We start from the raw sequence: 15247 nt of genomic DNA on the forward strand, positions 1-15247 counted from the left end.
TTATGACATCGTTATTTGATTCAAAATTAATCCAGACCCAGGTACGATATGCTCTAATTTATAATAGTGCAGATCAGGGCGTAAGGTTTTTTTTACAAAATTAATAGTTTTTCTTCCTTTGCCAACATCCAGTAATACTCCCATCATCAATCGTATTTGATTGCGCTTAAAACCTGCACCCTTGACGCGCAACACATAGCTTTCTTCAGGAAAAAAATTAGCGGTATAAATTTCATTTTTTTCTATCCTACAATATACTATTTCCCCTTCAGTTTGGGTAGTTGGGGTGGGGCGATGACAATAAGATTTAAAATCGTGTTTTCCCTCAAACAACAAAGCAGCTTCTTTCATACTTTCCAGATCAATAGGTTCAATGATGTTGTACATAAAGGGAGCTGCAAAGGGATGAAACTTTTCTCCTACACAAAATAGATACATATACTCCTTCAGTTTCGGAGCATTGATGATGTTAAATTTTTCATCTACTTCTTCAATCGCTAACGCTCGTATATCCTGGGGTAGGTTTTGATTTAATAGCTCAAAAAAAGGATCCATTTCAATGGGCTCGTGATCTACAAAGAGTTCAAAATACGCTTCATTGGCAGACACCTTAGCATCCGTTCTGCTGGCCGCTAAAATTTTAAAATTGTTGTGCTCCAAAACAAATTTAATCGTCCGTTCCACCATCTTTTGTAGCGTAATGACATTGGGCTGTCTTTGCCAACCGTGGTATCGAAACCCCAGGTATTGAAACTTGATTACATAATAGAAACGCTTTCTAAACATCACTTGGCTTGCTTTAGGAATCGAATATAGAAAAATTAAAAATGGATCATAATGAAAGCTTATTTTTTATCTTTCAATTCCATCGTATCCATAAGTAAATTGTTTATATTTGAGTAAAACATAGTATTCATACTTTAAATCAACTTAGTTATGGTAAAATCAAAATATCAAGACGTATTGAATTTAGGAGAGGAACTTAAAATCAAAAACGGAGATGTTCAAGAAGAAAATGGCGTGCTAAAAATTAAAGGTACTGCTCAGACGCAGTATGAAAAAAATATCCTTTGGGACAAAATAAAAGAAATTGGAGGAGAAAATCCAGCCGATATCAAGGCTGATATCAAGGTAGAAGATACTTCGGTATATCATAGACATACAGTTCAAAAAGGTGAATCTCTCAGTAAGATTGCAAAGCATTATTACGGAGACCCTATGAAATACAAAGCCATTTTTGAGGCCAATACGGATAAGCTTAAAAATCCAGATTTAATTCACCCAGATCAAGAGCTGATCATACCTAATTTATAAAATTTTTCTTACATATTATTATACTTGTAAAAGTCACGAAAATCGTGACTTTTATTATTTATAAGAGTTATAATAGATTTAAAATCAAGGTTTTTTCTAATCAAAATAAAAAGATTAACGCTTTTTATCGATTATTATTGCATTATATCTAATAAATAATGATTATATATGGTTTTACCGTAGATTTGTGCTTTACGCCCATAAATCTTGCATTATGAATAAACTACTACTTATTATTTTGGTGTGTACCAGCACACTATCTTACAGTCAAATTTTATCTGAGGATAAAGTGCTGTACGAACACAAAAATCAAATTGTGTTACAAGACGGAAGACCATACGAAATTCTTACCAATAAGCCTTTTTACGATATCAACGACCCTACTATCCCTCAGCATAAAATGCTTACAGATCACGTATTGCGATTGAATCGAGTTTTGGTATTACGAAGTGAAGGTAAATATGCTGAACTTATCGAATATATCAAAGAAGACTTTAAATACTATGAAGTTCGAGATTTAGATCGCTTAAAATTGAAAAATACAGTATTATCTGGTAATCAGTAATTCGAACTACTCTTTTACTTATTAGTGCTATAACTGGTGTAGTGCCGCAGTGATTATTGATGGTCAGGTTACTTTAAGTGATCCTGTGCTATTGCTAATATTTTATCAAATTGCTCCTTAAGTGTTAGGTTAGAATTGTCAATTACGATAGCGTCATCGGCTTGGCGTAAGGGAGAATCTTTTCTTGTACTATCCAAATGATCTCTATTGACCACATTTTTGAGTACATCCTCGTAGGTTACCTCCTCTCCGCGTTCTATAAGTTCTTTATACCTGCGTTCTGCCCTATCCTTAGCAGTAGCGGTCATAAATAATTTTAATTCAGCTTCAGGAAAAACTACGGTGCCTATATCTCTACCATCCATTACAATACCTTTGCGCTCGCCCATCTTTTGCTGAAGCTCCACCAGTTTTTTACGAACTTCTGGAACAGCAGCAATTGTACTCACATGCCTTGCTACATTTAACCCTCGAATCTCTTGTTCGCGATTGGTACCATTTAAAATAATTTCTCCAAGACCAGTCATCGGATTGACCTCAAAACGCACCTCTATCTCAGGCAAGGCAGCAATAAGTGCCTCTTTATTAAAATCACTAACTGATACAAAATCATTTTCCATAGCATATAAGGTTACTGCCCGATACATGGCACCTGTATCTACATAGACGTATCCTAATTCTTTGGCCAACTGCTTTGCTACAGTGCTTTTTCCTGTGGAAGAATAGCCATCAATAGCAATTATTATAGTGTTAGTGCTCATTACTGTAAGTTTATATTTAGTCCAAAGGTACTCGAAGAAGCAGCTGCATTATATCTCGCATACGAATATGCAAATCTAAACTTTCCCATTTTTAGCGAAAAACCACCGCTCAGCCCTGCAAAAGATCGTTGATCTACAATACGCAACTCTTCTGACCTTCTGAAATTATAACCTACGCGAACATTAAAGCCAGACTCCGGAAAAAATTCAACACCCAATACCACGTGTCGGAGTGCATTGTTTATAAAACTAGGGTCATCTTCTTCTACATTACCTTCGAGATCTGTAACATCTCTCGCTGGGTTGCTAAACGCTACATCCCATATCTGTAAGTTTTCTAAGGTAACATTCCAGCGAATAGGAACACCGGTTAATGTTTTTGCCACTCCTAGATCAATAGCTAAGGGCAGTTGTTCTCGGGTACCTGCATAAGTAGTAAATTGGGTGCCTAGATTTCGTATGGTCAAGCCCGCGTCCAGTTTTTCTTCTGGATAATGATAAATAACCCCAATATCAACAGCTCCTCCCAGGGAGGTATATTCTTCAAGCTTTGACGAGATCACTTTTACCCCAGCTCCTACGTGAAATCTAGATGCTTTTATCTGCTGAGCGTATCCAAACGAAATGGCCACCTCTCCGGCTCCAAAAGAAGCTGTTTCGTTCCCAAACTCATCAAATCCGTTGAATTTACCATAATTAATATAGGTTACGCCGATATGAAACATTCTCTTCTTTTCTCCAAAAGCTCTGGCATAAGCTACAGAACCATAATTTACATCAGCAATGTAGTTTACATAATTTACGGCGAGTTGATTATGCATATCCAAATTAATTGTTGCCGGGTTTAATAAGGCAGAGGTAGGATCCATATTGTACCCCGTAACATATTTACCACCTAATGCGGCTTGTCTTGGAGAAGATACTAAATTTAAAAACTGGTACGTGTATCGCCCTCCGATCTGAGCGGATAACGATTGAAGACTAATTACAAAAAGGAAAAGTATCGTGAGCTTTCTGTTCATCGAAGCAAAAATATAATAATCTGGCTGTAATTTGATAGTTCTAACAAAAAAAAGAATACTGAACAATAATACTTACTTTTTGGAGTTATAGCTATATGCCAATTTTCTGAGGTAGACTCAGAACCCAAATCTATAACGAACTTAAACGCTAACCACTATGAGTCTTTTGAACTTTTATGAAGATAAGATCGCTATTGATTTAGGAACTTCAAATACGCTGATCACTCATAACGGAAAAATTGCTATCAACCACCCTTCTATTGTCGCTATCCATAGACTATCCGGTAAAATACTTGCCTGTGGAAGAGAAGCTTTGGCAATGCGCGGTAAGGTTTCTAAAAACAGTAAAATCGTTTCACCTTGTAAAGATGGGGTGATTGCCAATTTTGATGCCGCAGAAAAAATGCTGTCTACTTTTATTCACGCCATACCCAAAGGCGCTATATTTAAATCTACTTCTTACCATATGATTATCGCTGTTCCCTGTGAGAGTACCTCAGTAGAACGCAGAGCAGTAAAAGAATCTGCAAAACGATTAAAAGCCAAAAAAGTATACTTAATCCCAGAACCTATTGCTGCCGCTATAGGTGGCGGTTTAGATATATTGCAACCCAAAGGTCATTTGATTGTTGATATTGGAGGAGGCACTACTGAAATTGCAGTAGTATCCTATGGTGCTATAATAAGAGGCAAATCACTAAAAGTCGCAGGTAATTTATTTACCAATGATATTATCAATTATATCCGAGAACAATACAATCTGGTCATCGGAGAGTCTACAGCCGAGCACTTAAAAACCACTATTGGATCTGCTATGACTGCTCCAAAAATAAAACCACGCTATACAACCATACAAGGACGAGAATTACAAACAGGCTTACCAAAGGAAATTAAAGTGTCTGATAATGATATTGCCAAAAGCTTGGATAAATCATTAACTCAGATTGAAAAAAGTGTACTTGACATCCTGTCAGAAACACCTCCTGAAATAGCCGCTGATATCTACCAATCTGGGATTTATCTTACTGGTGGAGGATCCTTACTAAAGGCACTTGATGATCGCTTATCAAAGTCTACAGACTTACCGGTTTGCTTAGGTGATAATCCATTAGAAGCTGTGGTAAAAGGAAGTGAAGCAGTTTTAAAAAATTTAAATAAGTATAAAATTATATTAAGAGAAAATATTGAAGATTGATTTTGTTTTTCTTGCTAATTTTGAAACCTAAATCAAAGAGAAAGCCGATCTAAATAGATCGGCTTTCCGCATTTTATATCTGACTGTAAATACAACTCTTATAGTTTCTTAGCATTTTTTACCTTAGCATTTGTTAAGGCTATGTCCAATACCTCGCTCATCTCTTTAACATAATGAAATGTCAAACCTTTAAGATACTCTGGCTTAATTTCATTAATATCTCGTTTGTTGTCTTCGCAAAGTAAAATCTCTTTAATACGTGCTCTTTTAGCAGCCAATATTTTTTCTTTAATACCTCCAACAGGCAATACTTTGCCTCGCAATGTGATCTCTCCTGTCATAGCAATGCTCTTTTTAACCTTTCGCTGGGTAAATAGCGAAACTAAAGAGGTTAACATCGTTATTCCAGCACTCGGCCCATCCTTTGGTGTAGCACCTTCAGGTACGTGGATATGTACGTTATATTTTTCAAATATATCTGGATTTATACCCAATTCGTTAGCATTCGATTTTATGTACTCCATTGCGATGGTTGCTGATTCTTTCATTACCTTTCCTAAATTACCAGTAATGGTAAGGTTTCCTTTTCCTTTAGATAGTATAGATTCTATAAAAAGAATATCTCCCCCAACACTCGTCCAGGCTAAACCAGTAACTACTCCTGCAACATCATTATTTTCATACTTATCGCGTTCTAGCTTTGGTGAACCCAATATTTCAATAATATCCTCATTGGTTATTTTAATATTGTATTCCTCCTCCATCGCAATATTTTTTGCAGCATAGCGTACTACTTTAGCGATTTGTTTTTCGAGACCACGCACACCAGACTCACGCGTATAACCTTCGATTATTTTTTCTAATTGCGCCTTCCCTATTTTCAAATGCGTAGCATCTAACCCGTGTTCTTTTAATTGTTTAGGTAAAAGGTGTCGCTTGGCAATCTCCACTTTTTCTTCGATAGTGTACCCTGTAACGTTTATAATTTCCATACGATCGCGCAACGCTGGCTGTATCGTATTTAGACTGTTCGAAGTCGCAATAAACATAACCTTAGAAAGGTCATACCCCATTTCTAAGAAATTATCATGAAATTCGGAGTTTTGCTCAGGATCTAAAACTTCCAATAAGGCCGAGGATGGATCTCCTTGATTACCCATGGCAAGCTTATCAATTTCATCCAATACAAAAACCGGATTACTGGTACCCGCCTTTTTTAAGCTTTGAATTATTCTACCAGGCATCGCCCCTATATAGGTTTTTCTGTGCCCTCTGATCTCTGCTTCATCCCTTAAGCCACCTAAAGATATCCTTACATATTCTCTACCTAAGGCCTCAGCTACAGATTTTCCTAAAGAAGTTTTACCCACACCTGGAGGACCGTAAAGACATAGAATAGGCGATTTCATATCATTTCTTAACTTCAAAACCGCTAGGTACTCAATGATCCTATCTTTTACATCATCCAATCCATAATGATCTCGATCTAATATCTTTTTAGCTCTTTTAAGATCAAATAAATCTTCACTGAACTTGTTCCAAGGTAAATCTAAAAATAGATCTAGATAATTCCGTTGAATGGAGTATTCAGCAACTTGAGGATTCATACGTTGCATTTTAGCCAATTCTTTGTCAAAATGCTTCCCTACCTTTTCATCCCAATTTTTGCTTTTGGCACGTTTGCGCATCTCCTCTACTTCATCCTCATGAGAAACGCCTCCAAGTTCCTCCTGGATGGTTTTCATTTGTTGATGTAAAAAGTATTCGCGCTGCTGTTGGCTCATATCACTTTGCACCTTGCTTTGAATCACATTTTTCAATTCAAGTTTTTGGTGCTCCACGTTCATAAATTTCAGCGTAGCCAATGCCCTATCCTTTAAGTTGCTCATCTCTAACAACTTTTGTTTTTCTTCTACAGGTAAATTTAAGTTCGAAGACACAAAGTTTATTAAAAATGAATTGCTCTCAATATTTTTGATAGCAAAAGAAGCCTCTGAGGGAATATTTGGACTTTTATTGATAATATCCAGGGCCAAATCTTTGATGGATTCAATAATAGCACCAAATTCTTCACTATCCTTATCTGGTCTGGTCTCTGGAACCTCATTAATTTTTGCACTCAAATAAGGATCCTCTGTAACTACTTCAGCTACATTGAATCGTTTCTTTCCCTGCAAAATAACTGTAGTATTCCCATCTGGCATTTTGAGTACTCTCAAAATACGAGCAACCACACCAATTTTATTAATATCTTTAATGGATGGATTTTCTACCTCTTCTTTCTTTTGAGAGACAACGCCTATCGTTTTTGAACCATTGTTAGCATCATTCAAAAGTTGTATTGACTTATCCCTACCAGCAGTGATAGGAATCACTACTCCGGGGAAAAGCACCGTATTACGCAAAGGTAAAATGGGTAACACCTCCGGTAGGTTTTCATTGTTAATCTCTTCCTCATCCTCAGGAGTCATCAACGGTATTAATTCCGCATCTTCATCAATAGACTGCAGTGACAAACTGTCAAGTGTTGTAAATTTTGCTTTACTCATAGATATATGTTGAAGTCATTTTGTCATTAATATTTCAAAATGAACTTTCTTATTATAAATTACTTTTTCACTAAACTCCTTAATGTCTTTTATTTATTAACACCAGGAGCTATTTTCCTTCCTGATTAGGACAATTGTTATGCCATAAAAGAAAAAGTATTCAAAAAGTGTAACAAATTGAAAACAGAGCTATCTTTAAGGTAAACGTAAATGATTATTTCTTGGCACTAACCCATTTAAATACAGAGGAGTTAATCGAAAAATGTCGAAATAAAGACGAACAGGCTCAGATGGAGACTTACGATAGGTATTATAAAGCAATGTACAATACTGCCTTTCGGATATTAAAAGACTCTGCAGAAGCCGAAGATATAATGCAAGAATCGTTTTTAACCGCATTTCTAAAATTACCCTCCTTAGAGGACAATAAAATGTTTGGCGCTTGGTTGAAAAAAATTGTCATCAACGCAAGTCTTTCGGCCCTTAAAAAACGCGCTAACTATTATGAGGTTACTTTGGAAACGGTAGATTATCGGTTAACCGAAGAGGAACCTGAAAATCAGGAATTGGTTATCGATAAAGTATCAACAGTACTGGAAACCTTAAAAGAGTTAAAAGACAGTTATAGTACAGCCTTATCGCTACATTATATCGAAGGGTTTGATTATGAAGAAATTGGTCAGATTATGGGCATATCATATGCTAATTGTCGAACACTACTTTCAAGAGCTAAACAAAGTTTGAGAAAAAAATTAGAAGTCGCATGAAAAAGGATATAATTAAAATAGTATTTGAGAAAATGCATCAGCAAACAGATATATACGAGCCTTCAGTAAACCATAGAGATCGCTTTATGGAAAAGCTTCAACGGCAAAATGAAACTAAGGTAGTATCCTTAAACAAAAAACGTATCCAATGGTACAAACCGTTAGCTATCGCAGCAAGTATTGCTATTCTATTGGGTATCATTTCAACATCGGGTGTAATGACTACAAAAACAGCAATCGATTTAGCTAGCATCTCGCCAGAGATGGAGCAAACGCAAAGCTTTTTTGTAACCACTATAGCCAACAAGATGGAGGAAATACAGGAAAATGCATCTCCTGAAAATCAAAAAATGGTCAATGATGTGTTACTCCAAATTGAAAAATTAGAATCCGATTATCAACAACTTAAAATCGACTTAATTGAAAGTGGTCAGGATCCTAGAGTAATCAGTGCAATGATCAAAAACTTTCAAAAAAGAGCACAATTATTAGAAGACGTCTTAGCAAAAATCAATACAATCAAAACTTTAAAACAATCAGAAAATGAAAACTATATACTATAAACTGTTCTTAGCATTGCTCATTCCTTTATTGAGTTTTGCACACCCTAACGATCTTAAGGGTAAGTACAATAAGGAAAAATCATTGAAAAAGGAATTCTCAGTTAATAGCGATGCCTTACTTAAAATTAAAAATGATTATGGAAACTTAGATATAACCTCTTGGGATCAGAATAAAATTGTAATCGAAGTTACCATTAAGGTAAGTGGTAATGATGAGGAAGAAGTGATAGAAAAACTGGAAAGCATAGATGTAGAATTTAAAAGTTCTACCCAAATGGTAAGTGCTATTACAGTTTTTGATCAAAACAAAAAATCCTGGTGGGATAAAATTACCGGAGGATCCAGCAGAAATCTTTCTATGAAAATCAATTATAAAGTGAAAGTTCCTGTAACCAATGCTATTGATCTAAATAATAATTATGGCAGTATCACCTTAGATAAAATAAAGGGAAGCTCTAAAATCAATTGTGATTATGGTCAACTAATCATTGGCGAACTTCTTAGTGATACTAATGATATTAATATTGACTATACCAATAATAGCTCTATTAAGGTGATGAAAAAAGGGAATATCAATGCGGATTACTCGGACTACGAAGTAGGTTCTTCTGAGTACATTAACCTTGTAGCAGATTATACACAATCCAAATTAGATAATGTAAAAGAACTTAATTATAACTGTGATTATGGCGGATTAAAATTAGGAAACACTGGTAGTATTAATGGGGTTGGTGATTATGTAGATATAAAAATCAATACAGTATCAGATAAGTTAGTTCTTAATACAGATTATGGTTCCATCATTGTTCATAAACTACAGCCGTCTGTAAAAGAAGTAATCATAGATGCAGACTACTCTGGTGTAGAGCTTAATGTAGCGCCTGATTTTAATTTTGATTTTAATCTTAAAGCATCCTATGGAGGCATTAATGTCGATAGTGATTTTACAGTGAAGCACAAGGACACTAAGGGCACCTCTAAAGAGTATAAAGGGTATTATGGGACAGAAAATAGCGGAAATTCTATCATAATTTCATCCAGTTATGGAGGCGTTAAATTACACAAAAACTAAACTTTCTTTTAAAACAATAAAATATGAAACTAACAAAGTTAATGTTGCTCCTAGCAGTAACAATGTCTACTACCATACAAGCCCAATGGTGGGGTGGTGAAAAAGTAAAAGGTAATGGTGATGAAGTTACCATAACCAGAACGGTGAACACCTACGATAGAATTAAAGTGAAAGGTGCACTAGATGTTGAACTAGTAGCCGGTAGTGAAGGCACCATAACTTTAAAAGGTGAAAGCAACTTACTTGAAAATATTGTAACCAAAGTAGATAACGATCAACTTAAAATATATGTGGAAAAAGGACGATATCTTAAAAGTACAAAAGGAAAATCCTTAAAAATCATTGTCCCTTTTTCTACCCTAAATGAAGTTACTTTATCTGGATCAGGAGAAGTGATCAGTAAAGATGTTATAAAAGCTAAGCACTTCGAAGGCTCTTTATCAGGATCAGGAGAGCTCAATCTTCAAATTGAAGCCGAATCGGTTGAAGGTAATCTTTCTGGAAGCGGAGAAATCGTTTTAAAAGGTTCTTGTACTGATTTCAATGCTAACTTATCTGGCTCAGGAGATATCGAAGCTTTTGAACTAAAGGCTTCTAATGCAGATACCGTTATCTCAGGCTCTGGCGATATTGAAGTATATGCTACCCGATTTTTGAAAGCAATTATATCCGGTTCTGGAGATATTTTTTATAAAGGCAATCCTGAAACTACTGAAAAATTAGTAAGTGGTTCAGGAGATATTACGGAACGATAAAATATTAATATATACACCTTTAAGACTACCTGGTTATTATGATCAGGTAGTTTTTTATGCTAAACATAAAATCTTATGATATTCAGCTCTTCGGCTCCTATTAAGCCTGAAAACTGATATGCTATAACCTCCCGTGTACTTTTTCTTTAAGCACTCCTTTTACATCATAAAGTACTCCATTGTCATTAAGCAAACTAGATAAAGCAATATTCAAATATTCTTTATGCGCTACGGTGAGTATTATAGCATCGTATTTTTCAGTTGGTAATTCATTTTGGACTTTTAAATTATATTCCTTTTGAACCTCTTCTGGATTTGCCCAAGGATCATAAACCGTTACATCTGTGCCAAAATCGCTCATATTACGGATCACATCTACAGCTCTGGTATTACGTACATCAGGACAGTTTTCTTTGAATGTGATTCCTAATACCAATACTTTTGCATTTTTAATACGAATATCATGATTAACCATTAGTTTGATCACTTCCGATGCCACATATTGTCCCATACTATCGTTTAACCTTCGTCCGGCTAGTATGATCTCAGGATGATAACCAAACTCTTGAGCTCGCTGAGCTAAATAATAAGGATCTACCCCTATACAATGGCCTCCTACTAATCCTGGCTTAAAAGGTAGAAAGTTCCACTTCGTTGCCGCTGCTGCTAAGACCGCGTGGGTGTCAATATCCATAAGGTTGAAGATCTTTGCTAACTCATTTACAAAAGCAATATTGATATCTCGTTGTGCATTTTCAATAACTTTGGCTGCTTCTGCTGTCTTGATAGTCGGTGCAAGGTGAGTACCTGCAGTAATCACTGAAGCATACAAATCGTCTACTTTTTTACCAATCTCTGGTGTGGAACCAGAAGTTACTTTCAATATTTTATCCACGGTATGTTCTTTATCACCTGGATTAATTCGCTCTGGCGAATAACCCGCAAAAAAGTCTTGATTAAACTTTAATCCACTTAATTTTTCAAGAACAGGAACACATTCTTCTTCTGTAACTCCAGGATAAACAGTAGACTCATAAATTACAATATCTCCCTTTTTTAATACCTTGCCCACAGTTTCACTCGATTTATACAGCGGTGTTAAATCGGGCCGATTATTTTTATCAACCGGGGTTGGTACTGTAATTACATAATAGTTGCAATTTGCAATATCCTCAATCGATGCGGTACAATACAAACCTACATTTTCGGTATTATCATCTTTTAAAACAGCAGCTAATAACTCATCTTCAACTTCTAAGGTACTATCTTTCCCTGCTTTAAGCTCCTTGATTCTTTCCGTATTGATATCAAGTCCAACAGTAGTATATTTTGTTGCAAATAACCGTGCCAACGGTAAGCCAACATAACCTAAACCAATTACCGCAATACTAATTTTCTCCATAACGTTATATTTCTAATTATTCTGCTGCAGGTTATTCCAGTACCACTGTACGGCCTCTTTTAATCCCGCCTTAATATCAAACTGGGGGTTATAACCCAGTAGTTTTTTAGCTTTATCCACAGCAGCTAAAGAATGCGGAATATCTCCTTTTCTTTCAGGACCATGTTTTACCACGATATCCCTAATTTGAGGATCAAATTCTGACAAATATTCTTTTAATAAAGACACCAGTTCATTTAGATCTGTTCTATCGCCATATGCCGTATTATATACTTGATTTAAAGCCTCTTGATTTGCTGTAACAATAGCCCTAAGATTCATATGTACTACATTATCAATGTAAGTAAAGTCTCTAGAATAGGTACCATCTCCGTTAATTACTGGAGACAGATGTTGCATTAACTGCATTACAAATTTAGGAATTACAGCCGCATATGCTCCATTAGGATCTTGCTTTCGCCCAAACACATTAAAGTATCGTAATCCGATGGTGTCAAGATCATAAGTCTTTTTAAAATTATCTGCATATAATTCGTTGACATACTTTGTGATAGCATAGGGAGATAAAGGTTTTCCTATGTTTTCTTCTACTTTGGGTAAGGCTTTAGAATCTCCATAAGTTGAGGAGCTTGCGGCATAGATAAAACGTTTCACACCTGCATCCCTGGCCGCAACCAACATGTTTAAAAAGCCTCCAACATTAACATCATTACTTGTAATAGGGTCATTAATCGATCTCGGTACAGAGCCAAGCGCAGCTTGATGTAATACAAAATCCACCTCCATACACGCCTTATGACAATCATCAAGATTTCTGATATCGCCTTCTATAAACTCAAAATTATCTTTGGACAATACTTCTTGCAAGTTCTTTTGGTGACCTGTTGCAAAATTATCCATCCCCACTACCTGAGCCCCAGTAGCAATAAGAGTTTCACATAGGTTAGCACCTATAAATCCGGCAGCACCGGTAACAAGGATTTTAGAAGAGCCAAGCAGCTCCAGTTCTGATTTATTCATCGATATCGTATTTAACTCTTCTTTACACCTTATAACTAGTGAAGAGTACCGGCACGAAATTAACATATAACTACAGAACTGGCAAAAGTGAATTTATTGTATTTTAGAATTTATGCATAAATACTTCTAAATTATTCATATTGACCATCTAATAGCTATGTAAATTCAATAACGCCTCCTTAAATTGACTTTTGGCAAGATATTGCCGCTCCAATTCTGAATTAAAAGGAATTGGCGTTTCGATACTGCCTACCCGAACGATAGCCGCATCCAAAAACTCAAAGCAGTTTTCGTGTAGTATCGCTGAAAGTTCAGAGGCCATACTATTAAACAAGGTATCCTCTTGTAAAATGATAACCTTACCTGTTTTTTTAACGGAAGTTATAATCGTATCCAAATCTAATGGCTTTAAACAACGTAAGTCCACCAAATCGGCAGCGATATCTGGTTGTTGATCTAATTCCTCCAACGCCCAGTGTACAGCTGCTCCATAAGTTAATATTGTTATATCCGTACCACTTCTTAATACCTTAGCCTCACCTAAAGGTATGGTGTATATATCATCAGGAACTTCCTCGCGTATGCTTCGGTATAATGCCTTATGTTCAAAAAACAAAACAGGATTTGGGTCATCAATTGCTGCAGCTAATAACCCCTTAGCATCTGCCGGAAACGCAGGATATACCACTTTTAATCCAGGTGTTTTGGTGAACCAGGCCTCATTAGTTTGGCTATGAAAAGGTCCTGCTCCTACCCCTGCTCCACAAGGCATACGTATAACCACATCCGCTTTTTGACCCCAGCGATAGTTCGACTTGGCCAATAAATTAACAATAGGGTTAAAACCAGAGGACACAAAATCTGCAAACTGCATTTCCATCACAGCCTTAAAGTTATTTACAGATAGCCCATAGGCCGCAGCGATTACTGCTGATTCACAAATGGGTGTATTTCGAACTCGTTCTTTTCCAAATTCATCCACAAACCCTTCTGTAATCTTAAAAACACCACCGTATTCTGCAATATCCTGACCCATAATTACGAGGTTTTCGTGGCGTTGCATAGACTGTTTTAAACCATCTGAAATTGCATCGATAAGCCTTTTTTCGCTCGTAGCAGATGAAGGATAAATTTTACTGTATAGATGCTTATGGTAGACATCCTCCAATTCAGTTTCTAGATCAGGTGTGATCGTAGGCGCTTCATTGGCTTGTTGCCACTGCTCGTCAATGATACTTTTAAGGGTTTCGTGTATTTTTTTATCCTCTTCTTCCGAAAGTACTCCTTCTTGATTTAAAAAAGCTTTAAAATTTTCTATAGGATCTTTCTCTGCCCACTGTTTCATTAATGCATCTGACACATATTTGGTTCCACTAGCTTCTTCGTGTCCTCGCATTCTAAAGGTTTTAAATTCTACTAATACGGGTGTTGAATGCTCACGTACTTCAGCACATAACTCCTCTATGATGTCGTGTACTTCAAGAATATTATTACCATCTACAATTTGAGACTTCATTCCATAACCGGCAGCTCTATCCGCTAAATGCTCACAAGCATATTGCTCATCAACGGGTGTAGACAATCCATATCCATTATTTTCTATACAAAATAGTACCGGTAACTTCCATACAGAAGCAAGATTCAACGCTTCATGAAAATCGCCTTCACTAGTGCCGCCCTCTCCAGTAAAAACGACCACTACCTCTTTTTTATCACGTAACTTATTACCAAGCGCAATTCCACAAGCCACTCCTAATTGAGGCCCTAAGTGCGAAATCATTCCAACGATTTTATATTCTTGTGAACCGAAATGAAAAGAACGGTCTCTACCCTTTGTAAATCCATTAGCCTTTCCTTGCCACTGACTAAATAAACGGTGTAGTGGTACATTACGTGTAGTAAAAACACCTAAGTTGCGGTGCATCGGCAAAATGTACTCCTGGGATTGCAAAACAGCGGTAACCCCAACTGCAATAGCTTCTTGGCCAATACCGCTAAACCACTTGGATATCTTACCCTGGCGCAGTAAGGTCAACATCTTTTCTTCAATTAGCCTTGGCATTAACAGCGATCTATACAATGAAAGTAAAGTCTCTGAAGTATGCTTTGATGTATCGTATGTAATTTTAGTGTGTGGTTGAGGAATTAAGTTCATATTGGGTTTGTTATTTACGTAAATGTACTATAAATTAGAAGAGATATAAAGTTCAATTCTCAATTTTATTACATACTTAATAATTTTAGAGTTGTTTTATTAAGAAT

Annotated in this window: 14 protein-coding genes; 7 read left to right on the forward strand and 7 right to left on the reverse strand. The window is 36.2% G+C overall.

Translation table 11 applies throughout. The features are described 5' to 3' along the window. On the reverse strand, positions 1–786 hold the full coding sequence (locus EV197_RS15340) for a tRNA pseudouridine synthase A (protein ID WP_130287685.1): 786 nt from the start codon (positions 784–786) through the stop codon (positions 1–3). 150 nt (positions 787–936) lie between these two features. Between EV197_RS15340 and EV197_RS15345 the strand changes: the two genes are divergently transcribed. After that, on the forward strand, positions 937–1314 hold the full coding sequence (locus EV197_RS15345; RefSeq protein WP_130287686.1) for a LysM peptidoglycan-binding domain-containing protein: 378 nt from the start codon (positions 937–939) through the stop codon (positions 1312–1314). A gap of 214 nt (positions 1315–1528) precedes the next feature. Further along, the gene (locus tag EV197_RS15350) at positions 1529–1879 is read left to right on the forward strand and encodes a hypothetical protein (protein ID WP_130287687.1); all 351 of its coding nucleotides are present in this window, start codon (positions 1529–1531) and stop codon (positions 1877–1879) included. Between the two features lie 68 nt (positions 1880–1947). On the opposite strand, the gene cmk is transcribed toward EV197_RS15350, so the two are convergent. Continuing rightward, positions 1948–2640, reverse strand: coding sequence for a (d)CMP kinase (gene cmk, locus EV197_RS15355; RefSeq protein WP_130287688.1), 693 nt, complete (start codon positions 2638–2640; stop codon positions 1948–1950). After that, positions 2640–3662 carry a type IX secretion system protein PorQ gene (gene porQ / locus EV197_RS15360; protein ID WP_130287689.1) on the reverse strand — a complete coding sequence of 341 codons (1023 nt, stop codon included), beginning with the start codon at positions 3660–3662 and terminating at the stop codon, positions 2640–2642. The genes cmk and porQ overlap by 1 nt, the downstream gene beginning before the upstream one ends. Positions 3663–3819: 157 nt before the next feature. Between porQ and mreB the strand changes: the two genes are divergently transcribed. Then, the gene (gene mreB / locus EV197_RS15365; RefSeq protein ID WP_130287690.1) at positions 3820–4857 is read left to right on the forward strand and encodes a rod shape-determining protein; all 1038 of its coding nucleotides are present in this window, start codon (positions 3820–3822) and stop codon (positions 4855–4857) included. 98 nt (positions 4858–4955) lie between these two features. Here the strand turns inward: mreB and lon are convergent, their stop codons facing one another. Beyond that, positions 4956–7406, reverse strand: coding sequence for an endopeptidase La (gene lon, locus EV197_RS15370; RefSeq protein WP_130287691.1), 2451 nt, complete (start codon positions 7404–7406; stop codon positions 4956–4958). Positions 7407–7627: 221 nt separating this feature from the next. Between lon and EV197_RS15375 the strand changes: the two genes are divergently transcribed. The 4 genes from EV197_RS15375 to EV197_RS15390 are packed head-to-tail and all read left to right on the forward strand — an operon-like array spanning position 7628 to position 10563. Next, a complete protein-coding gene (locus EV197_RS15375) occupies positions 7628–8173 on the forward strand; it encodes an RNA polymerase sigma factor (RefSeq protein ID WP_130287692.1) in 546 nt (181 codons plus the stop codon). Beyond that, complete coding sequence (locus EV197_RS15380) at positions 8170–8736, forward strand: hypothetical protein (protein ID WP_130287693.1); 567 nt, start codon at positions 8170–8172, stop codon at positions 8734–8736. The genes EV197_RS15375 and EV197_RS15380 overlap by 4 nt, the downstream gene beginning before the upstream one ends. Then, positions 8717–9808, forward strand: a complete 1092-nt coding sequence (locus EV197_RS15385) for a hypothetical protein (RefSeq protein WP_130287694.1) — start codon at positions 8717–8719, stop codon at positions 9806–9808. Before EV197_RS15380 ends, EV197_RS15385 begins: the two co-directional genes overlap by 20 nt. Before the next feature lie 23 nt (positions 9809–9831). Continuing rightward, on the forward strand, positions 9832–10563 hold the full coding sequence (locus tag EV197_RS15390) for a head GIN domain-containing protein (protein WP_130287695.1): 732 nt from the start codon (positions 9832–9834) through the stop codon (positions 10561–10563). Between the two features lie 121 nt (positions 10564–10684). Here EV197_RS15390 and EV197_RS15395 read toward each other — a convergent pair whose 3' ends face one another. The 3 genes from EV197_RS15395 to EV197_RS15405 all read right to left on the reverse strand — a co-directional run bounded on the left by EV197_RS15395 (position 10685) and on the right by EV197_RS15405 (position 15140). Then, positions 10685–11965: a nucleotide sugar dehydrogenase gene (locus EV197_RS15395; protein ID WP_130287696.1), complete on the reverse strand. Its 1281-nt coding sequence runs from the start codon at positions 11963–11965 to the stop codon at positions 10685–10687. A 12-nt stretch (positions 11966–11977) separates the two neighbouring features. Beyond that, positions 11978–12985, reverse strand: coding sequence for an SDR family oxidoreductase (locus tag EV197_RS15400; protein WP_130287697.1), 1008 nt, complete (start codon positions 12983–12985; stop codon positions 11978–11980). 148 nt (positions 12986–13133) lie between these two features. After that, positions 13134–15140: an alpha-ketoacid dehydrogenase subunit alpha/beta gene (locus tag EV197_RS15405; protein WP_130287698.1), complete on the reverse strand. Its 2007-nt coding sequence runs from the start codon at positions 15138–15140 to the stop codon at positions 13134–13136. Between the last annotated feature and the right edge of the window lie 107 nt (positions 15141–15247).

Origin of the sequence: Aquimarina brevivitae (assembly GCF_004216895.1) — a bacterium.
Lineage (GTDB): Bacteria > Bacteroidota > Bacteroidia > Flavobacteriales > Flavobacteriaceae > Aquimarina > Aquimarina brevivitae.

Excerpts from the sequence above, each read along its gene's own strand:
- mreB (WP_130287690.1), top strand. The coding sequence starts at position 3,820 with ATGAGTCTTTTGAACTTTTATGAAGATAAGATCGCTATTGATTTAGGA.
- EV197_RS15340 (WP_130287685.1), bottom strand. The coding sequence starts at position 786 with ATGTTTAGAAAGCGTTTCTATTATGTAATCAAGTTTCAATACCTGGGG.
- EV197_RS15385 (WP_130287694.1), top strand. The coding sequence starts at position 8,717 with ATGAAAACTATATACTATAAACTGTTCTTAGCATTGCTCATTCCTTTA.
- EV197_RS15400 (WP_130287697.1), bottom strand. The coding sequence starts at position 12,985 with ATGAATAAATCAGAACTGGAGCTGCTTGGCTCTTCTAAAATCCTTGTT.
- cmk (WP_130287688.1), bottom strand. The coding sequence starts at position 2,640 with ATGAGCACTAACACTATAATAATTGCTATTGATGGCTATTCTTCCACA.
- porQ (WP_130287689.1), bottom strand. The coding sequence starts at position 3,662 with ATGAACAGAAAGCTCACGATACTTTTCCTTTTTGTAATTAGTCTTCAA.
- EV197_RS15390 (WP_130287695.1), top strand. The coding sequence starts at position 9,832 with ATGAAACTAACAAAGTTAATGTTGCTCCTAGCAGTAACAATGTCTACT.
- EV197_RS15405 (WP_130287698.1), bottom strand. The coding sequence starts at position 15,140 with ATGAACTTAATTCCTCAACCACACACTAAAATTACATACGATACATCA.
- EV197_RS15395 (WP_130287696.1), bottom strand. The coding sequence starts at position 11,965 with ATGGAGAAAATTAGTATTGCGGTAATTGGTTTAGGTTATGTTGGCTTA.
- EV197_RS15345 (WP_130287686.1), top strand. The coding sequence starts at position 937 with ATGGTAAAATCAAAATATCAAGACGTATTGAATTTAGGAGAGGAACTT.
- EV197_RS15350 (WP_130287687.1), top strand. The coding sequence starts at position 1,529 with ATGAATAAACTACTACTTATTATTTTGGTGTGTACCAGCACACTATCT.
- EV197_RS15380 (WP_130287693.1), top strand. The coding sequence starts at position 8,170 with ATGAAAAAGGATATAATTAAAATAGTATTTGAGAAAATGCATCAGCAA.
- lon (WP_130287691.1), bottom strand. The coding sequence starts at position 7,406 with ATGAGTAAAGCAAAATTTACAACACTTGACAGTTTGTCACTGCAGTCT.